At 58.2% G+C, this 26194-nt stretch carries 23 protein-coding genes; 20 read left to right on the top strand and 3 right to left on the bottom strand.

Annotated features, from left to right (window positions below; translation table 11 throughout):
- The first annotated feature begins 83 nt into the window (after nt 1-83).
- The 3 genes from HF949_RS05785 to HF949_RS05795 are packed head-to-tail and all read left to right on the top strand — an operon-like array spanning nt 84 to nt 3917.
- Nucleotides 84-1967, top strand: a complete 1884-nt coding sequence (locus HF949_RS05785) for a purine-cytosine permease family protein (RefSeq protein ID WP_292898954.1) — start codon at nt 84-86, stop codon at nt 1965-1967.
- Complete coding sequence (locus HF949_RS05790) at nt 1879-2721, top strand: sensor histidine kinase (RefSeq protein ID WP_292898956.1); 843 nt, start codon at nt 1879-1881, stop codon at nt 2719-2721. Before HF949_RS05785 ends, HF949_RS05790 begins: the two co-directional genes overlap by 89 nt.
- Entirely contained in the window at nt 2718-3917 is a 1200-nt protein-coding gene (locus tag HF949_RS05795) for a sensor histidine kinase (RefSeq protein WP_292898958.1), read from the top strand. The genes HF949_RS05790 and HF949_RS05795 overlap by 4 nt, the downstream gene beginning before the upstream one ends.
- Here HF949_RS05795 and HF949_RS05800 read toward each other — a convergent pair.
- Nucleotides 3902-4639, bottom strand: a complete 738-nt coding sequence (locus HF949_RS05800) for a response regulator (RefSeq protein WP_292898960.1) — start codon at nt 4637-4639, stop codon at nt 3902-3904. The two genes, HF949_RS05795 and HF949_RS05800, sit on opposite strands and share 16 nt — an antisense overlap.
- A 377-nt stretch (nt 4640-5016) precedes the next feature.
- Between HF949_RS05800 and fmdA the strand changes: the two genes are divergently transcribed.
- The 5 genes from fmdA to HF949_RS05825 all read left to right on the top strand — a co-directional run bounded on the left by fmdA (nt 5017) and on the right by HF949_RS05825 (nt 9008).
- Nucleotides 5017-6243 (top strand): formamidase, encoded by a 1227-nt coding sequence (fmdA, locus tag HF949_RS05805; protein ID WP_292898962.1) that lies wholly within the window; start codon nt 5017-5019, stop codon nt 6241-6243.
- A gap of 141 nt (nt 6244-6384) precedes the next feature.
- Nucleotides 6385-6897: an AmiS/UreI family transporter gene (locus tag HF949_RS05810; RefSeq protein WP_292898964.1), complete on the top strand. Its 513-nt coding sequence runs from the start codon at nt 6385-6387 to the stop codon at nt 6895-6897.
- 62 nt (nt 6898-6959) lie between these two features.
- Nucleotides 6960-7265, top strand: a complete 306-nt coding sequence (locus HF949_RS05815) for an FmdB family zinc ribbon protein (RefSeq protein WP_292898965.1) — start codon at nt 6960-6962, stop codon at nt 7263-7265.
- Between the two features lie 138 nt (nt 7266-7403).
- Complete coding sequence (locus HF949_RS05820) at nt 7404-7814, top strand: ABC transporter permease (RefSeq protein ID WP_292898966.1); 411 nt, start codon at nt 7404-7406, stop codon at nt 7812-7814.
- Between the two features lie 3 nt (nt 7815-7817).
- Entirely contained in the window at nt 7818-9008 is a 1191-nt protein-coding gene (locus tag HF949_RS05825; RefSeq protein WP_292898968.1) for a phosphopentomutase, read from the top strand.
- Nucleotides 9009-9130: 122 nt separating this feature from the next.
- Here the strand turns inward: HF949_RS05825 and HF949_RS05830 are convergent, their stop codons facing one another.
- Nucleotides 9131-10177 carry an MORN repeat-containing protein gene (locus tag HF949_RS05830; RefSeq protein ID WP_292898970.1) on the bottom strand — a complete coding sequence of 349 codons (1047 nt, stop codon included), beginning with the start codon at nt 10175-10177 and terminating at the stop codon, nt 9131-9133.
- 413 nt (nt 10178-10590) lie between these two features.
- Entirely contained in the window at nt 10591-11472 is an 882-nt protein-coding gene (locus HF949_RS05835; RefSeq protein ID WP_292898972.1) for a GlxA family transcriptional regulator, read from the bottom strand.
- Between the two features lie 337 nt (nt 11473-11809).
- On the opposite strand from HF949_RS05835, the gene HF949_RS05840 reads away from it, so the two are divergent.
- From HF949_RS05840 to HF949_RS05895, 12 genes are all read left to right on the top strand, one after another.
- Nucleotides 11810-12793 (top strand): TRAP transporter substrate-binding protein, encoded by a 984-nt coding sequence (locus tag HF949_RS05840; RefSeq protein ID WP_292898974.1) that lies wholly within the window; start codon nt 11810-11812, stop codon nt 12791-12793.
- A gap of 17 nt (nt 12794-12810) precedes the next feature.
- Nucleotides 12811-13311: a TRAP transporter small permease gene (locus tag HF949_RS05845; RefSeq protein WP_292898976.1), complete on the top strand. Its 501-nt coding sequence runs from the start codon at nt 12811-12813 to the stop codon at nt 13309-13311.
- An 8-nt stretch (nt 13312-13319) separates the two neighbouring features.
- Nucleotides 13320-14600, top strand: a complete 1281-nt coding sequence (locus HF949_RS05850) for a TRAP transporter large permease (RefSeq protein WP_292898978.1) — start codon at nt 13320-13322, stop codon at nt 14598-14600.
- A gap of 39 nt (nt 14601-14639) precedes the next feature.
- Entirely contained in the window at nt 14640-15656 is a 1017-nt protein-coding gene (locus HF949_RS05855; RefSeq protein WP_292898980.1) for a proline racemase family protein, read from the top strand.
- Nucleotides 15657-16101: 445 nt separating this feature from the next.
- A complete protein-coding gene (locus HF949_RS05860; protein WP_292898982.1) occupies nt 16102-16365 on the top strand; it encodes a hypothetical protein in 264 nt (87 codons plus the stop codon).
- A gap of 601 nt (nt 16366-16966) precedes the next feature.
- Nucleotides 16967-17953, top strand: a complete 987-nt coding sequence (locus HF949_RS05865; protein ID WP_292898984.1) for a GntR family transcriptional regulator — start codon at nt 16967-16969, stop codon at nt 17951-17953.
- A gap of 10 nt (nt 17954-17963) precedes the next feature.
- Nucleotides 17964-19115 (top strand): ABC transporter substrate-binding protein, encoded by a 1152-nt coding sequence (locus HF949_RS05870; RefSeq protein WP_292898986.1) that lies wholly within the window; start codon nt 17964-17966, stop codon nt 19113-19115.
- 367 nt (nt 19116-19482) lie between these two features.
- Nucleotides 19483-20919: an amidohydrolase family protein gene (locus HF949_RS05875; protein ID WP_292898988.1), complete on the top strand. Its 1437-nt coding sequence runs from the start codon at nt 19483-19485 to the stop codon at nt 20917-20919.
- A 71-nt stretch (nt 20920-20990) separates the two neighbouring features.
- Nucleotides 20991-22556: an ABC transporter substrate-binding protein gene (locus HF949_RS05880; protein WP_292898990.1), complete on the top strand. Its 1566-nt coding sequence runs from the start codon at nt 20991-20993 to the stop codon at nt 22554-22556.
- Nucleotides 22556-23497 carry an ABC transporter permease gene (locus HF949_RS05885; RefSeq protein WP_292898992.1) on the top strand — a complete coding sequence of 314 codons (942 nt, stop codon included), beginning with the start codon at nt 22556-22558 and terminating at the stop codon, nt 23495-23497. Before HF949_RS05880 ends, HF949_RS05885 begins: the two co-directional genes overlap by 1 nt.
- A 19-nt stretch (nt 23498-23516) precedes the next feature.
- Nucleotides 23517-24398, top strand: a complete 882-nt coding sequence (locus HF949_RS05890) for an ABC transporter permease (RefSeq protein WP_292898993.1) — start codon at nt 23517-23519, stop codon at nt 24396-24398.
- The gene (locus HF949_RS05895) at nt 24395-26047 is read left to right on the top strand and encodes a dipeptide ABC transporter ATP-binding protein (RefSeq protein ID WP_292898995.1); all 1653 of its coding nucleotides are present in this window, start codon (nt 24395-24397) and stop codon (nt 26045-26047) included. The genes HF949_RS05890 and HF949_RS05895 overlap by 4 nt, the downstream gene beginning before the upstream one ends.
- Nucleotides 26048-26194 lie beyond the last annotated feature (147 nt).

Consider the following 26194-nt stretch of genomic DNA (forward strand, 5'->3'; position numbering starts at 1 on the left):
AGGGGAGAATGGGAGAGCAAAAACAAGATGCGGAAAGCACAGGCCCTGCCTTGCAGGCAGTGTAACGGGCGGAGTGCGGTTTAGTGGAAACGCCGCAATCACCTGCCTTACGATCCTATCATTCATGGATCGCCAATGAAACGCTGGAGGATTATTCGCTGCGCTATGCGGCGCGGTCCTTCCGGCGCTGGTCTCCGTTCGTCATCGCGAACACCGCGCTGGGCGGCATCTCGTTTCTGGCGCTGGAGGCCATCGGCGGAGCGATCACGCTGAGCTACGGCTTCGCCAACGCGTTTCCCGCCGTACTCATCACCTGCCTGTTCGTCTTTGTCACGAACCTGCCCATTGCTTACTATTCGAGCCGCTACAACATCGACATGGATCTTCTCACGCGCGGGGCGGGGTTCGGCTATATCGGCTCCACCATCACCTCGCTGATCTATGCGACCTTCACCTTCATCTTCTTCGCACTCGAGGGTGCGATCATGGCGCAGGCGCTGAAGCTTTTCGCGGATGTGCCGCTGGTGCTGGGCTACATCATTTCATCGCTCGTCATCATTCCCATCACCTTCATGGGCGTCACGATGATCAGCAAGTTGCAGATGGTCACTCAGCCCATCTGGATCGCCATGCTGCTTGCGCCCTTCATCTATATCGCGGTCGGGCATCCCGAAACGCTCGATCAGTGGATGGCATTCGCTGGCAGCGAAACGTCTGATGGCGGTTTCGATGTGCTTGCCTTCGGTTCGGCCATCGGGGTTCTGTGCGCTCTTTCCATCCAGATCGGCGAGCAGGTGGATTATCTGCGCTTCCTGCCCGACAAGACGCGCGAAAACCGCTGGCGCTGGTGGGCGGCGGTCATCTCCGCCGGTCCCGGGTGGATCGTGGTTGGCGGTTTCAAGATCCTGTGCGGCAGCCTTCTGGCCGTGCTCGCGGTCTCTGCCGGCCTGTCGCCATCGACGGCGCTCGAGCCGATCCACATGTATATCAAGGCCTATGAATATGTGAGTGACGACCCCCGCACCGTGCTGGCCCTGGCAGCGGTTTTTGTCCTCATCTCGCAGGTCAAGATCAACGTGACGAATGCCTATGCCGGCTCGCTCGCCTGGTCCAATTTCTTCTCGCGCGTCACGCATTATCACCCCGGCCGCGTGGTCTGGCTGATCTTCAACATCCTGATCTCTCTGCTTTTGATGCTGCTCGGCATCTTCCAGACGCTGGAGCTGGTGCTGGCGGTCTATTCGGTCATCGCCGCCGCGTGGATCGGCTCCATCTTCGCCGATCTCGCCATCTTGAAGCCGATGGGCGTCAGCCCGCCTTTCACCGAGTTCAAGCGCGCCTATCTCTACGATTTCAATCCGGTGGGTTGCGGGTCGATGGCGTTTGCTTCCCTCTTCGCGCTCATCTGTTTCATGGGCGGATTCGGGGATCTGGCGGAAGCATATGCTGCTCCCATAGCTTTCTTTACCGCGCTTTCAGGCGCCGTTCTGATCGGCGTGGCGACACGCGGTCGCTATTATCTCGCCCGCCCGCGCGTGCCGCTTGCCGAGCCCGACAAACCTGTGGTGCGCTGTGAAATCTGCGAGCTGGAATATGAGCGACCGGACATGGTGCATTGCACCTTTTATCAGCGCCCGATCTGCTCGCTTTGCTGCAGTCTCGATTCCCATTGCCATGATGTCTGCAAATCGTCCGGCACGGTTCTGGAGAACTCGCGTTCGCGTTATTTCGGCCGCGCCCTGCGCAGCAAGATCGCGCCACGCATGACGCAGCGGCTGCTCAAGGTGAGCGGCGTCCTTTTCTCGCTCGCCGTGATGACAGCCGCGGTATTCCTGCTCACCTACCGGCTGATAGAGCGCCACTGCGCTTCAGCCGCATGTGGAAAGCGGTACGCTTCTCCTGCGGGTGTTCCTTGCGCTTCTTCCGCTGCTTGCCATTGGCGCATGGTGGATCGTTCTCTCGCATGAAAGCCGGGAACTGGCCGAGCGCGATCTCGTCACCTCGCTTGAAAAGCTGAGGCAGGCGCAGCAGGAACTCGCGTCAAACGAGCGTCTGGCGGCAATCGGCCAGATAACCGCCACGGTGAGCCATGAGCTGCGCAATCCGCTGGGCACCATGGTCACCTCCACCGATATTCTGCGCCGCTCTCTCAAAAACGCCGATGAACCTGTGACGGGCGAGTTGCAGCGCCTGCAGCGCAATGCCTGGCGCTGTGTTCGCATCATCGAGGATCTTCTGGATTTCTCGCGCAAGCACGCTCCTGTCATGTCGCCCGTGGCCATCGACCGCTGGGTCAAGCAGCAGTTGAGCGAAGAGGACCAGGAGATCGCGCATCTCATCACGCTCAAGCTCGATGCCGGTTGCGATGTCCTTGCCGATGCCGAGCGTCTGCGGCAGGCCTTCTCCAATGTTCTGCAGAATGCGGCGCAGGCCTGTGAGGAGCGCGGGAAGCAAAGCGGTCAGATCATCATTTCCACACAACGTCTGCGCGACCGGGTTTACCTTTCGGTCTCCGACAATGGCGGCGGCATGTCTCAGGATGTGGCAGACCGCGTGTTCGAACCGCTCTTCAGCACCAAGGCGTTCGGTGTCGGGCTTGGCATGCCGCTCGTCAAGCGCATCATGGAGCAGCATGGTGGCGATGTGCTTATCGAAAGCCAGAAAGGTGTCGGCACAACCGTGTCGCTTGTGCTGCCCTGTGCGGGAAAGCGTGAGCCATGACCGATCGCGAAATCGATCTTCCCGCAGAGGTCATTGGAGAACATCCGCTGCGCGAGACCACGCCGGCGGAAGATCAGGGCGTTCTGATCGTTGACGATGACGAGGATTTTGCCGCAAGCCTTTCGGGCCTCTTGAAGATCGAGGGGTTCAGGGTCGCAGTCGCGCATGATCCCCAGGCAGCGCTTGCCGTTCTTGAGGAGGCGCGAATGGCAGTCGCCCTGGTCGATGTGCGACTTGGCACGGGCAATGGTGTCGATCTCGTGCGCCAGATTCGCCAGCGCGATCCCGATGTGGTGTGTGTAATGGTCACCGCCTACGCCTCCATAGACACCGCCGTCGAGGCGCTCCAGGCCGGCGCCTACGATTACCTCTGCAAACCGTTTCACAGCGAAGACCTGCTGGCGACGCTAGCCCGATGTTTCGAGCGGATCCGGCTTTTGGAGGAAAAGCGGCTGGCTGCCGAGCGGTTGGGGCAGAAGCAGCGCATGGAGGCCATGGGACAGCTCACCAGCGGCATCGCGCATGATTTCAACAACATCCTCGCCGTGCTTCTAAGCAATCTGCGCTGGCTCGAAGAGCGCCTGTCGGATCAGCCTGAACTGGCGGAGATCGTGGCGGATGCGCTGGACGCTACACAATCAGGTTCGGATCTGACGGATCGGCTTCTCCAGTTCGGGCGTCAGAATGCGAAGGATGTAGCCGCAATTCAGCTTGGTGAAGCCCTGCCTCCGTTGATGCGCATGCTCGGACGCACGCTTGGAGAGACGGTTACGATCTCGCTCAAGGTCGCCGATGGGCTGAATAGCGTGCTCATTCCTGCCGGCCAACTTGAACCCAGCCTGCTCAACCTCGCGCTGAATGCGCGTGATGCCATGCCCGGTGGTGGAAATCTGCATTTTGAAGCGTCGAATGTCATTGTCCGTCCGGAGGATGCGCGCGTTGCCTCCGGTCTCCTGCCGGGCCGCTACGTGCTCCTGTCGGTGCGCGACACGGGCCACGGCATGCCGGTGGCGGTGCGCCGTCGTGCTCTTCAACCCATGTTCACAACCAAGCCGCCAGGGCAGGGCAGCGGGCTTGGCCTGTCGATGGTGGATGGTTTTGTGCGCCAGGCCGGTGGCAGGCTTGGCATTCTCAGCACACCCGGCAAGGGGACCTGTGTCAATCTCTACCTGCCTGCGCACTATTCGTCGGATTGAGGCGCAAACATGTAGCCGACACCTCGAATGGTCTTGATGAACTGTGTGTCGCGGGCATTGTCACGCAGTTTGCGACGGATCTTGCCGATCATCACGTCAATGCTGCGATCGTAGGGGTTCCAGTTGCGATTGGCGACGATATCAAGGATCTGCTCGCGCGAAAGCACGCGTCCGCGGCGCTCCACCAGTGCGGCCAGAAGCTGGAATTCCTGACTCGTGAGGCGCACGGATTCACCTCTTGGAGAGGCAAGGTGGTGGCGTGAGGGGTCAAGCTGCCAGCCGGCAAAACACATGACCGGTGAACGGCTTTTCTCCTGGGGCTCCGGCACGCTGATGCGCCTCGCAAATCGGCGCATGACGGTGCGGATGCGAGCCAGCAATTCACGTGGCTCAAACGGTTTGGTCACGTAGTCGTCAGCGCCCAGTTCAAGGCACACCACTTTGTCGATCGTGCTGTTTTTGCCAGAGAGCATGATCAGCGGCAGGTCGTGCTGGGCCCTCAGGCCGCGCGCCAGCGAAACACCGTCTTCGCCCACGGGAAAGGTAAGATCGAGAATGACCAGATCGAAATCCTCGTCCGCCATGGCCCGCCGCATCGCGCGGCCGTCTTCAGCGCTCGTGACGGCATAGCCTTCACTCGTGAGGAAACGCTGAAGAAAGCGCCGAAGACGCTGATCATCATCGACCACAAGAACGCGATGCTTTTCGTCCAAGATCCCCATGGCTCATACGATAGTCGCAAACGCTTGCGCTGGTCGAGACAGGATCGCTCTCCGATTGCTCGTAAAACTCAGCCTCCGTCTGCACGTAAAGGAAACAGACGCATCTGCCGAGAGGGGAACTCTGGTTGAAATGTCGAACAACCAATTGAAAATCATTTCATATTTTCGATTGTTCAGCCTTAAACAGTTTTTATGTGCCACCTCGGACGGTTACAAAAAATTACACAGCCTGCGTTCTCCGGAGCCAATCGGGTTACAGACCAAACCTAATCTTCTCCGGCACGGTTTCGCCTGGGTGCATCTTGTTTCCGGGCGCAAAAATGACGGGGGGCTCGAAATGGAAACCTCCGACTGGCCGTTCAAGAGGAGGAGACCCAATGCCTAAAACAGTGTTTTCTGTCGATCTCAACAAGGCGCCAGAGGATCAGGCGATAAAGACGCACAATCGCTGGCATCCCGACATTCCCATGGTTGAGACTTTCAAGCGCGGTGAAGTTTTCCGTGTCGAGTGCTACGACTGGACCGGCGGACAGATCGGCAACAATGACAGCGCCAACGACGTGCGCGATGTCGACCTGACCCGCGTTCACTATCTAAGCGGTCCATTCGGTTTCGAGGGCGCAGAGCCGGGAGATCTGCTCGTCGTCGATATTCTTGACATCGGCGCAATGCCTGAATCCGAATGGGGCTTCAACGGCCTGTTCGCCAAGGAAAATGGCGGCGGCTTCCTGACGGAGCATTATCCCAACGCAACCAAGTCCTGCTGGGATTTCCAGGGCATCTACACCACATCCCGTCATATCCCCGGCGTGCGCTACCCTGGCATCATTCACCCCGGCCTGATCGGCTGTCTGCCCGATCATGCGCTTCTGGCTGAAGCGAACCGCCGTGAGGAAGAGCTGGTTTCGACCGACCCGAACCGGGTGCCGCCGCTGGCTGCACTGCCTTACTCCGACACGGCGCTCATGGGCCAGATGTCGGGCGATGCGGCGCGCAAGGCCGCTGCCGAAGCGTGGCGCACCGTGCCGCCGCGTGAACACGGCGGCAACTGCGACATCAAGAACCTGTCGCGTGGCTCCAAGGTCTATTTCCCTGTCTACGTCAAAGGTGGTGGCCTCTCCATGGGCGACATCCACTTCTCGCAGGGCGATGGCGAAATCACCTTCTGCGGCGCCATCGAAATGGCTGGCTGGATCGACATCAGCGTCGATGTCATCAAGGGTGGTATGGCGAAATACGGTGTCATCAACCCGATCTTCAAGCCGAGCCCGATCGACCCGCATTTCGATGATTACCTGATCTTCGAGGGCATCTCGGTCGATGAGCACACGGGCGAACAGTATTATCTGGACGCGCATGTGGCCTATCGACGGGCCTGCCTCAACGCCATCGAGTACCTGAAGAAGTTCGGTTACACGGGCGAGCAGGCTTACAGCATCCTCGGCACGGCCCCGGTGGAAGGACGAATAGCCGGCATCGTGGACATACCGAATGTATGCGCCACGCTGGCCATTCCGACCGCGATCTTCGACTTCGACATCAATCCAAACTCGACCGGCCCGACCAAACAGGTCTCCGGTGTGGATGTCGCGCGAACAAGCTGAGTGGCCTGGAGCATTGGTCGGGGGAGGCGGAGCCTGCGTCCCGGTTGTTCCGGTGCTTCATCTGGCCGTGTTTAAAAAGAAACGAGTGGGACAGCCGGGGTGGGACCCGGCTGAACCCGCCTTTCGGGAGGAAGAGCTACCATGCTGCTCGGGTTTGCCTTGCTATACGTCGGCGCCGTCCTGTTCCTCAACGGGCTGTGGCTGATGGGGAAAATCGACGACAGGGAGATTGTCGTCATCAATGTGGTGTCCGGCTTTGTTACGCTCTGCGTAGCGCTGGCTTCGGCGTTCGGTGCCGGGGCTGATGCAGCGTCGATCAAATCGGCGGCGCTCACACTGTTGTTCACCACCACCTATCTCTGGGTTGCCTACAACCGCGTCGTCGCGGTGGATGGGCGCGGACTCGGCTGGTTCAGCCTGTTCGTGGCCATCACCGTCGTGCCCATCGCGGTTGAAGGACTGGCCGGCGCCCAGACCTTCACCGACACCTGGCTCGGCCTCAACTGGGCCATCTGGGCGGTGCTCTGGTTCATGTATTTCCTGCTGCTTGCCTTGAAGCGTCCGATCCTGCAGGCCACTGCAGTCTTCACGCTTCTCACGGGCATCGTCACCGGCTGGTTGCCGGGATTCCTGCTGCTTCAGGGAATGCTCTGAGCTTTTTCGTGCGGCGGCGTCAGGCCGCCGCACCACGCCATATAGAATTTTCGGAGACCAATATGCCGCTGTACAATTATGTTTGCGAAGATTGCGGACCTTTCAACGAGTGGACGTCGATGGCGGACGCAGGCAATGCGTGCGCCTGCCCAGGCTGCCAGACGCCGAGCAACCGCGATGTGGCCGCGCCAAGCCTCAGCCTGATGAACGGTACGCTCCGGCGCGCGCTGGCGCGCTCGGAAAAGAGCGGCAGCGAGCCGCGCGTGGTCAAGAAGGAACATCTTGCCGGCTGTGGCTGTTCCCTCTGCAAGATTGGCAAGAAGGGACCACCTTCGCCGCGCAAGAAATGGATGATCGGCCACTGCTGAGGCCGAAGCCGATCTGAAGACCATACTTTCGGCAAGCCCCCCGTTCCCCTGAGGCGATATACGCCAGGATGAGAGCGGTCGGGGCTTGTTGCTTCAATTCACGTTTCTCATAAACATCCTCAGTCCACCGGTGACCCCGTGGCTGGCGGTGAAAGCACCTTCTTCCCTGTGATGACGGGCATGCTGTCCGGCGTGCGTTTCGTCAGCAAATCCTATCTGGATCTGGCGCGCGTCCTGAAGCTGTCGCCCCTGCAGCGCTTCCTGCGCATCGAGCTGCCTTCCGCACTTCCGACGCTCTTTGCCGGCGCGACAGTGGCGACCACGCCTGCCATGACGGCAGCCATGACGGCGGCCATGACGGCGGCCGTGATTGGCGAGCTGATGGGCGCCAATGAGGGCGTGGGCTATCTCCTTTCCTCTGGACAGGAGAATGCCGACACAGCCACAGTGATCGGCATGGTGCTGCTCCTCTCGCTTATGGGCTGGAGCTTTTATGAACTGTTCGAAGCGTTGCGCCGTCGCATGGAGGCGCGCTTCGCGGAAGGGTGATGGATGTCTGTAAACGGTCGTGTCTTCCTGTGCGTTCTGGATTCGGTAGGCATAGGCGGTGCACCGGATGCCGGGCGGTTCGGCGATGCCGGCTCGAACACGGTTCTTCACATCGCTGAAGCCTGTGCCGCGGGCAGGGCGGAGGAGGGGCGTTCCGGCCCGCTTCATCTTCCCAGTCTTTCCGCGCTTGGTCTTGGTGCCGCACTCGAGCTCGCCTGCGGCCAGTCGGCACCGGGGCTTGCCCCTCCCGGATCAGGCGCTTCCTGGGCGGCCCTTCAGGAAGAAAGTGCGGGCAAGGACACCCAGACCGGACACTGGGAGCTGGCGGGCCTGCCACTTTCCAGAGACTGGCATTACTTCCCCCATGAGGTGCCAGCGTTTCCCCAAGACGCGATGGCGCGGTTGCGGCAGGCGGGCGGGCTGGACCGCACGCTTTTCAACGCGCATGGCTCCGGCTCGGATGTGCTGGAGCGCTTCGGCGCGGAGCACATGAAGACCGGCGCACCGATCGTCTACACCTCGGCTGACAGTGTGGTGCAGATCGCCGCCCATGAGGAGACATTCGGTCTCGAACGGCTTTTGCGACTGTGTGAGGCAGCAGCCGAGATCTTCCATCCGATGAATGTGGGGCGCATCATCGCGCGGCCTTTCGTTGGGGATGCGGAAAGCGGGTTCACCCGCACCGCCAACCGGCGCGATCTCGCCATCGCTCCGCCCGGAGAAACGATCTGCGACCGTCTGGTGGCCGCTGGTCGAACCGTGCATGGCGTGGGAAAGATTGGAGACATCTTCGCCGGCAAAGGCATTTCGCGTGTCCTGAAAGGTTCCTGCGACGATGAGCTTTTCGACCGGCTTCTGGAGACTGTCGAAACTGTTGCCGATGGTGATCTCGTCTTTGCCAATTTCGTCGAGTTCGACAGCCTTTACGGCCACCGCCGCGATGTCGCCGGTTATGCACGGGCGCTCGAATGGTTCGACCGTCGCCTTGCCGAGCTCCTCCCGAAGCTGCGTCCCGGCGATCTTCTGATGCTGACGGCTGACCACGGCAACGACCCGACCTGGGCGGGAACAGACCACACGCGCGAGCGGGTTCCTCTGCTTCTGGCCGGCGAAACGCTGCCCTGGGTTGGAAGTGGCGGCGTCTTGCCGTTCAAGAGAGTGGCGACACTGGTGGAGGAGCATCTGCTGGGCTGACAGACCGCCCTTGCGCCAGATGCGGTTCTCATCCTTCTTTTGCAAGATTCTGCTCGCCTGCCGTCAGCCCTCGCGCCGTGCCGGGAGGCAGCGGCTAGCCAAAACCACGCTTGAATGGCGCGCTATTGCCGCCTCATGTTCCCGGAAGAGCATCTGACGGGCAGGTCCCGCTTGTTCTTCATGCTCATGACCGACCATCCCTTCCAGTCGCCGGAACGCACGAGCCTCTCGGCAACGCGCCGGGCCTTTTTCTTGGCTGCAAGTTCGCCCAGAAAGAGCGTGCCGCCTTCAATGCCTGAATTCCTGTCTTCGACGCGTTTCAATCGAGCATAAAACCGGTCGAAGGATCCTTTTTTGATCCTGTATTCATCCACCGTCACCCCTGAACTGATGAGGTGGCAGCGCCGGCTGTCCCTGCCTCTCAGTCTGAACAGCAGATACTGGTCAACGCGGCGGCGTGTTGCGACTTCCGACTGGGCACGATCGGGATAAAGTTCGCCAGGGTCGATACTGTCTTCCGCCCCCCAGGTGACAAGATAGAGGCTTTTTCGGCTTCCATCCTTTTTCCCATATTTCTCGCGCGTTCTGTATTTCCGCTCCTCGACCTTCGCTTCAGCGCGGGCGCGCGCCTCTGGCGTCAGGCGACCGAAATTTCTCTCCTCAGCCTTTTTGGACGCAAGAACCACACGCCCATCCGACCATTTTGCCTTTTCAGGCCGGCCTCCTTTCGCGGTGAAGGTGCCTTCGCCCTCTCCAGGCGACCCATGAAATGTCCCTGAATAGACGTCGCCTTCCTTCGTTTCATAGGTTCCCGCGCCCTGGATCTTGCTGTCGAGGAATTCGCCCACATAAACCCCGCCGGACTTGGTGACCATGCGGCCCTTGCCTTCACGCCTGCCCTGGACCCAGGCGCCTGTGTAGTGGCCGCCGTCCTTCCAGTAATAGGTGCCATGGCCGTGCCGGCGACCATTGAGCACCTCACCGGTGTACCGATCGCCGTTCTTGTAGACGTAGTCTTTCACCTTGGCGTAGCCCTTGGTCACAGGGTTCTTTGCCGACAGCAATTCTGCCTTGGACGGGAGCTTCAATTCTCCGCGCAACACTTTTTGAACATTGCTGAAGCTTGGCTTGTGACCGGCCAGACGGAGGCGCTCCTCGATTTGCAGCATCTGCTGGAAGGGGTCCTTCTTTGCCCCATCATCGGCGGTTTGAGCCAGGGCAGGTGGCTGAATGCAAACGAGAAGTCCGAGAAAAAGCCAGGGGAGCGCAAAAGACTTCAAGATCCTGAACAATGATAGGTGTAACGCCAAAATGTCATCCAATAAAATTAACCAGCTCAATAGATTCAAGATCACTGACGTATGTCAAGCAATTGGCCGCCCAAAAATGGGGGCCAATAAGTGTCGACCGATATCGATTCTTGTTTCCCTTTGGCGGAATTGAAGACAGGTATAACTCTGCCCACCTTCGCTCCATGAGGGGAGCTCGAAGTTGCTGACGATGTGTCTTGGCGATGTGTCAGCGCTCCTACGCTCTTAATGACCGCATCTATGCCGTGCCGAGGTGACCTGAAGACGCAGCTTCAAAGCGCGCGTGCAACTGTTGGAATCTCCGCAGTTGGTTCTGCGTGATCTCTGGTCTCGGGTTGCATGGCGGTTCGATATCCCTGGGGCGTGGTACTGTATAGTGCCCGAAAGGCACGGCTGAAATGCGCCGCGTCGGCAAACCCGGTATCGACGGCAATTTGCGCAATCTTGTCCGTTGTATGGGTCAGCAGCCAGGCTCCATAGCGCAGGCGCATGTCACGGAAGTAGCGTGAAGGCGTCTGGTTGAGCTCTGCGATGAACCGCCGATCCAGCTGCCTTGGACTGATACCAGCCTGCCTGGCGAGTTCCGGAACCTGCGGCGGCTCGTTCAGCGACTGCTCCATCAAATGCACAACCCGGCGCACCGCGCTGTCGCGCACATTCTGCATCTCTCCATAGAAGTGAGCCTGGGGATGCGTTGACGGTCGTACTCCCTGAAGCATCATGTGGCGGATGCTCTGTTGTGCCTTTTCGTGGCCGCAGTGCTGCGTGATGAGATGCAGTGCCAGGTCGCACGCGCCAGCCGAGCCCGCGCAACTGATCCGGTCGCCGGCATGAATGAAAATGCGGTCGGGGACAGCGCGAATATGCGGAAACTGCTCCTTGAATGCTTCGAATACATTCCAGTGAACGCACGCGACATAGCCCTCCATGAGACCGGCCCGCGCAATGTTGAAAGTGCCGGTACAAAGGCCGATGAGTGGTGTCCCGGCTGCTGCCGCGCGATGAAGGTAGTCGTCGAGCCACCGGGGCTGCTGCCTTTCCAGATAGCCGTTGCCGCCGCAAACGGCGATGTAATCAAACAGCCCGGGGTCGGCCAACTCACTGGTGGGGGTTATCTTCAGACCGCAGCTTGCGGTGACGTCCTTGCCACCCATGATTTCCCAGCCGCAGGCGATTTGCCGACTGCGACCGCCTTTGTCCGCGGAAAGGCGCATCGCTTCGATGAAACCCGAGAATGCGTTGAGCGTGAAGGATTCGAGCAAGACGAAGCCGACACGTAATTGCTGTCCCTTTTCCGCAGGCATTCCAGTCTCTGGCCCCGCATGCCACCGCGTTTCGGCAGCTTGGTGTGAAATGCCGGTAAGCATATCGTTTTGACCAAAAAATTCAATAATGCGTCTGGAATCTTCTCGCCGAGGCCGTGTTCTACGCCTTAATCTCTGCAGGGTAGATCGCTCCGATAGAGTGCGAGACAACAAGAGGGAACAGGATATGTTCAAGAAAGCTGTGATGCTTGCGATGGCCGCCGGTCTGGCGCTGTCTGGTTTTCCTGCGATGGCTCAGCAGATTCAGCTGAAGGCCAACGTGCCTGGCAATGAAGAAGGCATCGCCTTCCGCTCTGTCCAGCATTTCGCTGATCTGGTCAAGGAAAAGACCGGCGGTGAAGTCGCCGTGAAGGTGTTTCACTCCAGTGCGCTGGGTGATCAGCCGAGCTCCCTGGAGTCGCTTCAGGTGGGAATTCTCGACATGGCGACCATCGAAACGCCGATCACGGGCGTGGATCCGGTGCTGGGCGCGACTGCCCTGCCATACATCTTCACTGATCGTGATCACATCGCCCGTGCGCTGGGCGGCGAAGCCGGCGACTGGATCCGCGAGAGACTCGCCGCAAAGGGGCTGCGCGTCATCGGTTATCTTGAAGGCGGCTTCCGTCAGATCACGAACAACATTCGTCCGATCGTCACGCCAGCAGACCTGAAGGGTGTGAAGATGCGCACTCCAGACAGCAAGTTGCGCATCGATATCTTCAACCATTACGGCGCCAATGCCTCTCCGCTTCCGTTCCAGGAACTATACTCTGCATTGCAGACCGGCGTGTTCGATGGTCAGGAGAATCCGGTCATCTGGGCAAAGAGCACCAAATTCTATGAGGTGCAGAAATACCTCTCCCTGACCAATCACCTCTACACCGTGACCTATCTCCTGATGAGCGAGAAGGCTTTCCAGAAATTGCCTGAGAACGTTCAGGCGGTTTTTGCAGAAGCCGGCGAAGAAGCTGTGAAGAAGTCCGTTGAACTGGGCATCGAGGCCGATCGCGATATCGTCGCCTTCCTCAAGGAGAAGGGTATGGAGGTGAACGAGGCCGACATCTCCGCCTTCACTGCAGCGTCGGAGGAAGTCTGGTCGAACTGGGTCGCCGAACGGGGCGATGACGCTCAGAAACTGGTCGATCTGATCCGCGCTTCGGCACAGTGAAAAACAGGAGCGCGGACGTGATCAATCGAATTCTTGAAGCGATCTGCGCCGCGCTACTTCTGGCCACGGTCGTTATCGGTTTCATGGCGGTGATCTACCGCTATGTCTTCGACAGCGCCCTTTCCTGGAGTTTCGAGGCGCTGCTTGGTCTGCTGACCTACATCACTTTCATCGGCGCCTATCTTGCGCTGCGCAAGAATGCGCATCTGCGTGTGGACTTTCTGGCGAATGCGCTCCCGCGGCCGGGGCGGCTCATGGTGTTCCTTTGCAATCAGGCGCTTATTGGTCTGATCGGGCTGCTGATGCTGCGTCAGGGCTGGCGGCAGACTGTGTTGTTCCAGGATCAGACCACGCAGGTACTCGAGATATCCAACGCATATCTCTACGCAGCCATTCCCGTGTGCGGGTTCTTGATTTGCATTGACGCAGTGACCCGCATTTTCGTCGGTCTACGCCGGTTTTCTGCAGGCCAGGAGCCGTTTGACGAGGCTCCCATGTCCGGCAAAAGCGAAATCTGAGACATCCCATGGAACTGCTCTTCGTTCTTTGCATCCTGCTGGGCCTCATCGGAATTGGCCTACCCATTGCGTTCGCACTCCTGGCGATCGCGATAGGAGTTCTGTTCTTTGGCGACGTCGATCTGGTCATCGTCGCGCAGCGTCTCTATCGGGGTGTCCAGAGTTTCCCGCTTCTGGCGGTGCCGCTCTTCATTCTGGCCGGTCAGATCATGAGCCGCAGTGGCATCTCTGCCCATCTGGTGGAGTTTGCCAAGACGCTGGTGGGACAGATGCGTGGCGGCCTCGCGGCGGTGAACATCGTCACCAGCATGTTCTTCGCCGGAATGAGCGGAACTTCCATGTCCGACACTGCGGCTGTCGGGGGCATGCTGATCGATCCCATGATCAAGCGTGGTTACAGCCGTGCCTTCACTGCTGCTGTCACGGCATCCTCTTCCACCATCGGCATCATCATTCCGCCCAGCGTTCCCATGGTCATCCTTGGAGCGTATCTGGGTATTTCGACTGGTGCCCTGTTTGCGGCAGGCATTGTCTCAGGTCTTCTGCTCGGGCTCGCGCTGATTGCGGTCGCCTGGGGCATTTCGGTCCATCGGGGCTATCCGGTCGAAGAGAAATTCAATGTCCGCGTGATGCTGAAGGCGATGCTGCGGGCGACCCCCGCATTGACAATGCCTGTCATCATCCTGGGTGGGATCCTCGGGGGTGTTTTCACTCCGACGGAAGCCTCGGCGGTGGCTGTCGTCTACGGAATACTTGTCGGCGTCGTCTATTATCGCACACTCACCATCCGTGTTCTCTACGAAACGTTCTGCGAGGCTGCGGTCCTCAGCGGAGCCGTCATGTTCGTCACTGCAACAGCTCATGTGATGGGGTATGCCTTCACCTTCGAGCAGCTCGCAGATGGTCTGCTTGGTCCCATCGCACGCATGGACATGTCCCCGGTGACCTTCCTGATCGTGCTCAGTGTAGTGTTGATCATCGCCGGCACGTTCCTGGACGGCATCGCCATGATTTTCATCGTGGTGCCGCTCTTCTTCCCGGCGGTTCAGCTTCTTGGCATCGACCCGGTGCATTTCGGCATGGTTGTCGTTTTGTGCTGGGGCATCGGCCAGCAGACACCACCTGTCGGCGCGGCGCTTTTCATCACCAGCGTGATCGCCCGCGTCAACATTTTCAGCCTCACGCTCGCCAATCTTCCCTTCGTCGCCGTGATGCTGGTGGTGCTTGGGCTGGTGATCCTGTTTCCCGAGCTGATCGTTCTCTGGGTCCCGCGCGCCCTCGGTCTCTGACCTCCTCTCAGTCTTAAGCATAGAAAAGGACTCATCGAAATGATGAACAAGAACAGATACATCGATGTGATCTACACGCACACCGATGGTGAGCCCACCTGCATCATCCATGGTGGCATCCCCTATCCACACGGTCTCGATATTGTCGGAAAGCGCCAGTTCATTCGCGACAATTACGATTACATCCGCACCGCGCTCCTGCGTGAGCCTCGCGGTCACAACGACATGGTTGGTGTGTTTGTAACGCCGCCCTCCAGCCCTGACGCGGATGCCGGTATGCTGTGGGCCGATGGCGATGATTTCATGGAAATGTGCGGTCACGGAACCATTGCGCTTTCCATGGCGATGGTCTCGCACGGTTTGGTTCACAATGTTGCGGAGCCCGTCACCAGGATCCGCTTCGAGACACCGGCCGGCATGGTCGTCTCCGAGGTCGCGTCCGAAAACGGACAGGTTCAGTGGACGCGTTTTCAAAATGTCCCGGCCTTCGTCCTGGAGCAGGATGTGCCAATTGAGCTGCCTGGCTATGGCGCCCTGACCGCCGACATCGCGTTTGGCGGCAACTTCTTTGCTGTGGTGAAATGGCCTGACCAGGATCGCCCCATCGGGCCTGAGAATGGTCGACTGCTCTCCGATATGGGCGTTCTGGTGAAAGATCAGATCAATGCAAAGATGGATGTGCGGCATCCGACCGAGAAGCATATTCAGGGGCTGAACTTCACCACGTTCTGGCAGGATCCGGATCACGCTGACAGCCTCTACCGCAATGTTCACGTGTTCAGCGATGGCAAACTCGACCGTTCTCCCGGCGGCACGGGTACCAGCATGATGATGGCGGTGTTCGAGGCACGCGGGAAAATCAAGATCGGGCAGACCATCAAGTCGGAGGGTCTGCTGGGCTGCGGTCGTTTTGAAGGTTGCCTCCTTGGCGAGACGATGCTTGGCACACAGCGTGCGGTCATTCCCACCGTGAAGGGCACCGCAAAGGTGGTCGGCTATGCGAAGTGGTTGATTGATCAGACGGACCCGGTGGGCCTCGGTTTCGTGGTGCGCTGAGAACTGCGTCCGGCCCGGTGGCCATTCAGTACAGGCTTCACCATCGGGCAGCATAAGAATTAAAGCAGGGAAGTCTCAATTCCTGTTTCACAGTGCCGCGAAGCCCAGAGCACGACCTTAAGACATTGATCGGATCGATACGCAATTCCCGGTTCAGAAAGTTCATAGAAGCATTCGTAACCGGCATTGCACCCGATCCGATCTCCTTTTATCGACCACCCACACCGCCATCCGCGCCACCTTCTCGTAACCCCGCTTGGCTCCGGGCTCCGGGTCGAGGATTCACGCGCACTGCGCAGGTATGGTCCAATCGTATCCTGAAAGCTTCCCCGCACCTTCGTTGAACCGGTCTTCTCTATTCGTCGGGCAAGCCTGCTGACAGTAGTCGAACCATCTCGGGATCCTGCCGAGCCATTTCCGTTGCTTGTTGTGATCAATGAGAAGGATGGTCGCCGCAGTCAAAACGAGATTGTCAAATGACAGCGAGGAAGCAGGAAACAGAGAAGCGGCGGTCGTTATTGGTGAAGACGCAACAAAACTCATCGAGCAGGCCATCGCCCACGGGCAGGTATTGATTGGCCAGGGCAGAGCCATGGGCGATGCGTCGATGGCGATTTATCGCGTTGTGAACACTCAGCCGCAGGAAACCGTTGTTTCAGTGATGATAGAGGGTGCGGGCCTGACACCGAAGGACGCATTGACGTATTGATACAATTGCCGTCGAAAACATGCCATGAAAGCGAAAGGCCGACCAGCCAGTCAGGGGGACAGAATGGATTATGTAAAATAACAAGAATATCCCCCTGTCATTCTTGATTGAGTGGATCTGGCAGGGATGTCTCCAAAAATCTCACTCCTAACAGAGAAAACATGAGCCGGGCTCATCCATACAGAGTGAAGGGCGTCATCGTGTTTTCGGTGTGTGAACCGCCTTTCCTCCAGGGGCCTTTCCTTGTTCTGGTGGATGGATCGAAATTGTCACTTTGGTTCGTTTGGGGGGCTTGGCAATCTGCCAGGAGAGGCTTGCCTGTTTCAGGCATTATACCGATTTGAATGCGGCAGGCGTGGGGGATCGGTTAGAAGCGTCAGCCACCCCGAAATCAGAAATGTATCAGCCGCAGGCAATGATGAAGCGTTCGTGAAATGGAGGATGAAGGCGGGGGCACGCCGATCTGCGCGGACCTGGTGGGCCGATTTTTCATTCTCTTTCATGTACTCTATTAACGGTGCGAGCCTGGTCACTGAAACCTTGGGTGCGATCCGGGCTGGCAGGAACTATCGAGGTTTCGGTTTATCGGCGTAAGGGCAAAATGCGAACCAAGACATATTATCAACTGGTGCGGGATGTGCTTGCGAAGAACATCGAAACGGGAAGATTGCCGGCCGGTACCCGTCTTTATACGGCCGCGGTGGCCGATCGTCTCGGCATCAGCCGTCCCCCCGCAAAGCGCGCGATAGAGATGCTGGCCAGCGAAGGGCTTTTGAGTGCTTTGCCCAAGCAGGGATATCAGGTCAGTGGACCGGATATAGGTGCAACCGCCGTGCGCGAGAACCTGCATTTGCTGGATCTCGACTTGTCCATGATGACAAATCAGAGCAATACGCCCTTGGCGCCCCGTTGGGGTGAGGTCCATGATCGGTTGAAGGGACAGCTTTTGAATGTAATCCCCTTCGGCACCTATCAGATCTCTGAGAGTGCGGTGGCGGAGACCTACGGCGTTTCCCGTACGGTGGCGCATGAAGCCTTGGCGCGGCTCGATGCCGAGGGCATCGTCCGCAAGAGCAGGACCTCCCATTGGACTGCCGGTCCTCTTTCGGTGAGGATGCTCGATGAGGCCCAGGAAATTCGTATCTTGCTGGAACCTGCAGCATTGGTACAGGCGGGGCCGGATATTCCCCGCGAAGAGCTGCTCGCTATTCGGGCCGCCTTGCGCAACGCGGCTGCCGACGGGCCGGCGCTTTCCATCCCGCGTCTTGCCGAACTGGAAACTGCGCTGCATGTAACTTGCCTTGCGGCGTTGAAAAACCGTAAGTTGCATGATCTCCTGATACGGCTTCAGTTGGATCACATCGTAAATGAGTTGTTCCGGCGTTATGTCACCACGCCGGATGACCGGGACATGATCGCAGAGCATTCGCTGGTTATCGATCACTTGCTGATTGGAGACTTTACGGGAGCCGGAGAGGCCTTGCGCTATCATTTGCATGAAGATCACCAAAGAACACGCGCACGCCTGAAGGTTTTGTCGCTCTTCAGGGAGCCGCAGATTGCCCCCTGGCTTAGTCCGTTGAATTAAGGGGCTGAAGATGCGTGCTGGCAAGACCTCGGCCCTGCGTGTGATTATTCGAAGCGAGATGATTGGGCAGCCGATCATCGACCGGGCGCGTGTGGAGCTACCATTTCCGATAGTCTTCGAGACGATCGACAGTCTGGAAAGCTTGCGCCGGGTGATACAGCAGCCCGAAAGCTACGATGTTTACCATCAGTGGCATACGGTTGATCTCATGTGGACCGCGCGTGCGATACAGCCAATCGAGGTGTCTCGCCTCAGCAATGGCAGCGCGCTTTTGGCGCGTGCGCGCAGGCCGTTGGGCAATTATCCGTTTGCAGGTATATTTGTACAGCCCGATGGGAGACTCGGTTCTGCTCATAGTTCCCATATTGCAATCATGCCGGTCGCGCAGGGGGTGGATTGCTTCGGTTACAATCCGGCGCTGCGGGAGAAGATCGGCGAAGACGAGCCGGAAAGCTGGAGTTGGCTGCTTGATTCCCGCCTGAGAGGTCGGGTCGCACTGCTTGCAGATCCTGTTCTGGGCATGATCGAAGCCGCGCTGGCGACCGAAGCAGCGGAGGGGCTGCGCTACAACAATGTAGCCAATCTCAGCATCGATGAGATTGATATGGTGGTGGATGGTTTGATCCTGCGCAAGAAGAAAGGTCACTTCAAAGGGTTCTGGTCCAATTCCGATGAGTCCGTGCGGCTGGCACGACGTGGCGGGGTTCTTATCCAGAGCATGTTCGGGCCTACCGTACAGCGTCTGCGTCGTGAGGGCATTCCCCTGCGAGTCGCCAGCGCGGAAGAAGGGGGGCGGGGATGGCATACGGACCTTTGCATCTCAAGGGATACGAAAGGTGAGATGCTGGACGCTGCTTATGCTTATCTGGACTGGTGGCTGTCCGGGTTTCCTGGGGCCGCGGTTTCGCGGCAGGGATATTATTCGATCCTTCCGGAAACGGCGCGCGGGCACCTGAGCACTGAGGAATGGGACTATTGGTACGGCGGAAAGCCAGCGGCGCGAACGCTTCTTGATGGCGATGCACACCCAACAATCCGCGAAGGCGATGTCAGGGATGGCGGTTCCTATTATGAGCGCATGGCCAGTGTGCGCGTCTGGAACGCTTTTATGGATGAGCATACTTATCTTACCCACCGCTGGCAGGAGTTTCTGAACGCATGAGCCCCGCATCGGGCGCCGTCACATTTGTCGTTCCCCGACATTCGTTTCGGATGATAAATTATCCATAAGATCTGAACTCCGAGCGCATAATTCTATTTTTAAAAAGAAGAATCTCTCTGTGCTTTGGGCGCGCGCGTCCGCAAATGCGGGTGCCTTCGCGCAAGAATCCGTAAAACTCTAAAATGGATAACCTTGATCGCCGTCCGCTCAGGGCAGGTGGCTGGCGGGTCTCGTCATTGAATGAAGGGTAAGGCTGAATTTTTTAAGGTGATGGTTTTGCTTCACCAGCGCTGTCTTCTCAAAAAAAGTGTTGATCGCATGCGTTGTTCATTTTAGCTTGATCGAAAGTCACAAGGAGAAACCCATTATGGTGGTGAAGCTAATCCGCGCGGGCCATATCATCGCGTTTCAAAACGGCACTCACACTCATCTTCGCGATGGGGTGATCGTGGTTGAGGACGACCGCATCGCATATGTGGGAAAGACGTTTGACGGTGAGGCGGATGAGGTGATCGACGCTTCTGACAAGATCGTCACGCCGGGCTTCATAAACACCCATGTTCACATGAGTGAATCGCCGCTCGATCGTTCTTTCGTGGAAGATCGGGGGCCGCGCAATTTCTATCTTTCGGGCTTGTTTGAGTTCCTCACCGCGCGCGACGGAGCGATCACCGATCAGGCGCGCAGGGCTTCGATTGCGATGTCAGTGCCGGAGATGATCCGTACCGGCACCACCACTGTCGTCGAGATGGGAAGCCATGGCGATTACGTTGCCGAGCAGTGCGAGAAGGTGGGGCTGCGGGCCTATATCGGAGAGATGTATCGATCCGGTCGCTGGTACACCGACGACGGCCGCAGCGTGAAATATGAGTGGTGGGAGGATGACGGCCGTGAACGTATGGACCATGCGGTCAACTTCATTGAGCAGCTCGAGGGCCGTGCCAATGGGTTGCTCAAGGGATTTCTTACGCCCGCGCAGGTGGATACGTGTTCGGCAGCGCTTCTTAAGCGTACGGCCGAGATAGGGCGGGAGATGAAAGTACCGGTCGCCCTGCACGTCTCCCAGTCCGTTCCCGAATTTCAGGAGATGGTCCGCCGCAACGGATGTTCTCCAGTGGAATGGCTGCATGAACTGGGTTTCCTCGGCGATAACGTGCTGCTTGGGCACGTCATCATGCCGTCAGGGTCAAGCTGGGTGAACTACCACGGAAACGACCTGGAAATCCTCTCGGACACCGGCACGAACGTGGCGCACAACGTTTGGGTGTTTGCGCGGCGCGGCATCGCGATGGAGAGCTACGCGCGTTATCTGGAAAAGGGAATCAACATGGTTCTCGGTACAGATACCTGTCCTCAAAGCATGATCGAGGCGCTTCGCTGGACTGCGGTGATAAGCAAGATCCAGGACCGGCGGACCGAGGTGGCTACGGCAGCGGATGTTTTCAATTCCGCAACGCTGGCGGGCGCGAAATCGCTGGGCCGGGACGATCTCGGACGGATCGCCAGGGGAGCAAAGGCAGACCTGCTTTTCTGGGAGGGGCAGGGGCTGTTCATGACCCCGCTTCGCGACCCCATCCGCAACATTGTCTACTCGGCGACGCCGGAAGACCTGCACTCCACAATGATCGATGGGCGGATGGTTATGGAGAACCGGGTGATCCCCGGCGTCGATTTGGACAAGCTCTCCACGGATCTTCAGCTCGGAGCCGAGCATATGTGGGAACACATGCATGTGACCGACTGGGGCAAGCGCAACATCGAGCAGCTTTCCCCGTCGAGCTATCCCGAGTTTCGTGCGCAATAAGCGTTTCGATACTGAGCAGCCCCGTTTGGAGCTGCTCTCATAACAAACATAAATCAAAAAGGGGAATTTCCATGAAACACCGTAGCCTTGCATTGGCTTTGATGGCGGCTGTCCTGAGCGGGCCTGCCTCTGCCGAGACACTGAAGATCGTAATGGAAAGCCGGCTTGGCAATCTCGATCCGATCCTTTCCGCATCCCATCAAACCCGCGAGCACGGATATCTCATCTACGACACGCTATTCGCGGAGGATGCACAGGGTCAGGCGCAGCCGCAGATGATCGATGAGTATTCGGTCTCAGAAGACGGCAAAACATATCGTTTCAAGCTCCGCGAGGGGCTGGCCTTTCACGACGGAGCACCAGTAACGGCGAAAGATGCGGTGGCATCGATCAAGCGCTGGGGACAGCGTGATCGGATGGGGCTTGCCATCATGAAAGCAACAGACAGCCTTGAGGCGGAAGACGACAACACCTTCGTTCTTAAACTGAATACACCTCTGGGCGTGGTGATCGACGCCTTTGCAAAGCCAAGCGGCGTGCCCCTGTTCATCATGCCGGAAGCTGCCGCTGCAACGCCGATCACGGAAGCCATCACCAATTACGTCGGCTCAGGCCCCTTCAAGTTCGTTGAAGGGGAGTATTCTCCGGGTGTGAAGAGCATCTACGTGAAGAATGAGAACTACAAGCCACGCAGCGAGGAGCCCAGCGGCATGGCCGGTGGAAAGGTCGCGAAAGTCGATCGGATCGAGCGTATTGAGATTGCAGATCCGCTGACTGCCGTCAATTCGCTCACTGAAGGCGAAATCGACTTCATGCAGAATGTCCCCCTTGATCTTGCCCCCCTCGTGGAAGGCAATGAGGCGATCACAACCGCTCATCTGGACAAGGCGGGTTATCAATACGGCTATCGGTTGAATTTCCTCCATCCGCCCTTCGACAACAAGCTGATCCGGCAAGCGGCACTGTATGCGGTCGGTCAGAAAGAGATACTCCAGGCCCAGTTCGGCGACGCCGATAATTATCAGGCTTGCGGTGCAATCTTTGGCTGCGGAACGACTTATGAATCCGATGTGATGGCGGATATCGCGATCGAAGCCCAGCCTGAAAAGGCCAAGGCCCTGCTGGCGGAAGCTGGCTACAAAGGCGAAACCGTTCTTTTGCTTCATGTCACCGATAACCCGGCCATGGCGGCTGTCGGACCGGTCATGGCTCAGCAGCTGCGTGCTGCCGGGTTCAATGTGGAAATGCAGGCGATGGACTTCATGACAATGTTGTCCCGCAGGGCATCACAGGAGGCCGTCGAAAAGGGCGGATGGAGCATTTTCATCACCTCCTGGCAGGTGCCGGAGGTTTCCGATCCCGTCCGGTCGTACATGATAGTTTCGGAAGGCACGAAGGGCTATGCCGGCTGGGGAGACGTCCCTGCCATCGATCAGAATATCCAGGCATTTCTGGCCGAGACCGATGTCGCCAAGCGGAAGGAGATCGCTGCTGAAATTCAGAAAGTCGTCTATGAGGAAGGGATCTACGCCCCGCTCGGACAAAGCAGCCGCCTGAATGCATGGACCAATGGGGTTGACGGTCTCATTCCAAACGGGCCGACCGTCTTCTGGAACGTAACCAAGTCGGCAGAATAATGATCTTCTACATACTGAGGAGAATCGTTGCGACCATTCCTGTCATGGGGGTGGTCGCCCTTCTGGTTTTCAGCTTGCTGTATTTGGCTCCGGGAGACCCGGCGGTGATCATCGCCGGTGAATCCGCAAGCACCGAACAGCTTGAAAAGATGCGAAAGGACATGGGCCTGGATCAACCTTTGCCCGTGCAGTTTGCCAAATGGATCGGGAAGGTTGCCACGGGGGATCTGGGCACTTCTCTTCACTCGGGGAAAAAAGTTTCGGAGATGATCGGTGCGCGCGTTGGACCGACACTCTCCTTGGCGACCGTGACCATTCTCCTGTCGCTGATACTTGCGATTCCGATGGGGATTCTCGCGGCCTGGGCGCGGGGTAGGTGGCTGGACAGATCACTGATGAGTATCGCTGTACTAGGGTTCTCCACCCCGGTCTTCGTCGTCGGCTACGTGCTGATCTTCCTTTTCTCGGTGAAAGCGGGTTGGTTCCCGGTGCAGGGGTTCACGCCGATCAGTGAAAACCCGTTGCGTTTTCTGCGAACGGTCACGTTGCCAGCGTTCACGCTGTCTCTGGCGTACGTGGCTCTCGTCTCCCGTATCACGCGTTCGAGCCTGCTTGAGATGCTCGGAGAGGATTTTATCAGAACAGCGAGAGCCAAGGGGGCTTCGGAAAGGCGGGTCCTCTTGCGGCACGCACTGCGTAATGCCGCCGTGCCCATTTTGACGGTGGCAGGTTCCGCCGCGGCGTTTCTGATCGGCGGGGTCGTCGTCACGGAGAGCGTTTTCAATCTGCCGGGCATGGGACGCCTGGTCGTGGAATCCGTTCTTGCACGCGATTATCCCTTGATCCAGGGACTGATCCTGCTCCTGTCGCTGGTCTATATCGGCATCAATCTCCTCACCGATATTCTCTATTCGGTTTTCGATCCACGTATCCGGTATTGAGATACGACGGGGGAACCCAATGAACAAATCTTCTCATTCACCAAGCGTTGAAAGCGATGAGCTTCTCGCTATCCGGATGCGGCGCATTGCGCTGTTCCTGCATGACAACATATTCGCAATCACCACTCTGGTTTTGGTGGTTCTCGCAGGTCTACTGGCACCGCTACTGACCTCGGCGGATCCGGACTTCATCAACCCCGGCATGAAGCTCAAGCCGCCTTCTGCAGAGGCCTTCTTTGGAACCGACCTTCTCGGGCGAGACGTGTTTGCCCGTGTTCTCTACGGCACCCGTGCGTCGCTGTTGGTGGGGCTCTTTGTGGCTCTCGTTGCGCTTGTAGTCGGTCTCCTGATCGGCCTCGTTAGTGGGTATTTCCGGTCTCTGGATGGTGTCATCATGCGTGTCATGGATGGCATTATGGCGATACCGGCCATCATTCTGGCAGTCGCTCTCGTTGCCATCATGGGAGCCAATTTCATCACCGTCGTCACCGCGATCGTGGTGCCGGAGGTCCCCCGCGTCGCGCGTCTTGTACGTTCGGTGGTTCTATCTCTGCGAAGCGAGCCTTATGTCGAGGCGGCAGTATCGCTCGCCACTCCGACCTGGCGCATCCTCTTGCGCCACATGCTGCCCAATACACTGGCACCGCTGATTGTTCAGGGCAGCTTCATCGTCGCTTCGGCGATCCTCACGGAATCGGCCTTGAGCTTTCTGGGGGTGGGCCTCCCGCCTGAAATTCCCACATGGGGAAATATCATGGCGGAAGGGCGCAGGTTCTTCCAGCTCCTGCCCGGCCTTGTTTTTTTCCCCGGTCTGTTCCTGTCACTGACGGTCCTTGCGATCAATCTGCTGGGCGACGGGCTGCGGGACCGTTTCGATCCCAAATTAATAAAGCGAGCATGATGATGACGAATGAAGCAAACCAGCGAGAAGTCGTCCTCCAGGTCGATGGCCTGACAGTGTCGCTGCACTCGGGGCGTGAGATTGTTTCGGATATCAGCTTCAACGTACGGGCGGGTGAAACGCTTTGCATCGTCGGCGAGAGCGGATCGGGCAAATCGGTAACGAGTTTTGCGGTCATGCAGCTTCTGGATTCGGCCGCTCTGCGCCCCACGGCCGGCTCCATACGGCTTGAAGGTGTGGATTTGCTGAAAGCCAGCTCTCAGGAATTGCGGCAGCTCCGAGCGGCCCGGATGTCGATGATATTCCAGGAGCCGATGACTGCGCTCAACCCGGTGGAACGCATCGGCAAGCAGGTCATGGAGGTTCTGGAAATTCACCGGGAGGGCGATCATGCAGGCCGGCGCGCGCGTGTCCTGGAGATGTTTCAGATGGTGAAGCTTCCCGATCCCGAGCGGGTCTTCAATGCTTACCCTCATGAACTTTCAGGCGGGCAACGTCAGCGTGTCGTGATCGCCATGGCGCTGATCCTGCGTCCGCGCCTGTTGATCGCCGATGAGCCGACAACGGCTCTCGATGTGACCACCCAGGCCCAAATTCTGGGGCTCATTTCCGAGTTGCAGAAAGAGATGGGAACGGCGGTGTTGTTTATCACCCATGATTTTGGGGTTGTGCATGACATTGCAGATCGAATTCTCGTGATGAATAAGGGACGGGTCGTCGAAGAAGGCAAGAGTACGGACATCCTGACCTCTCCCACAGCTGATTATACACGCAGGCTGATCTGCGCTGTTCCCAGCCTCGTTCCGGTGCCCAGCCGTGAACTGTCGGGGGAGGGCGTCCTCGAAGTGAAGGGCATGGCAAAACGATATGTCATGGGCAGTTTCCCGCGAAAACGATATTTCGACGCGCTGCATCCCACAGATCTGCTTCTGCGCGAGGGGGAGATTCTCGGGGTTGTTGGAGAAAGCGGCTCGGGAAAGACGACCCTCGCGCGCTGTATTGCCAGACTCGTGCCGGCGAGTGAGGGCGTGGTTCGGCTGAAGGGCGCGAGCATCGACGACCTGTCTTCGGCGGACAAGCGCCGTAGCAGGAAGCATGTTCAGATCGTCTTTCAGGACCCGTATCGTTCGATGAACTCGCGCTTGAAGCTGCGCGACATCATCGCTGAAGGAATGGTGAACTTCGGCTACGCTCCTGCAGAAATCGAAAGACGCTGTAATGAACTCATCCAGGCCGTCGGGTTGCAGCCATCCATGCTGGATCGATATCCGCATCAGCTTTCGGGTGGTCAAAGACAACGTATTTGTATCGCAAGAGCATTGGCGCTGGAGCCATCTGTCCTCATTTGCGACGAGGCCGTTTCTGCATTGGACGTTTCCGTACAGGAACAGGTGATCGAGCTGTTGCTCGACCTTCGGGACAGACTCGGGGTGGCCATCCTGTTCATCACCCATGATCTGAGGGTGGCAGCGCAATTGTGCGACAACGTGATTGTCATGCGTAACGGCCGTGTTGTTGAAGCCGGCAGTGCCGCAGACATACTGACGAATCCGCGGGACGAGTATACGCGCTTTCTCATCGACGCGGTTCCTGCGCGTGAATGGAATTTTCGGGAACGCGTTTCGGGGACTGTTGCAGCAAGTCAATGAGCCCCGCTAGAGGGCGGACAGCCCCGGATGTCGAGAAAGTGCAGAGGTTTTCTGCACCTGGGCCTGCTTCCTGTCCTTGAACGACAGCCGGCTATCGGCCCCTGTCCGGGACGCTGGCTCGCATACTCCAATTGTCGTCAAGCTGCA

Source organism: Nitratireductor sp. (assembly GCF_017794765.1).
Taxonomy (GTDB): Bacteria; Pseudomonadota; Alphaproteobacteria; order Rhizobiales; family Rhizobiaceae; genus Nitratireductor.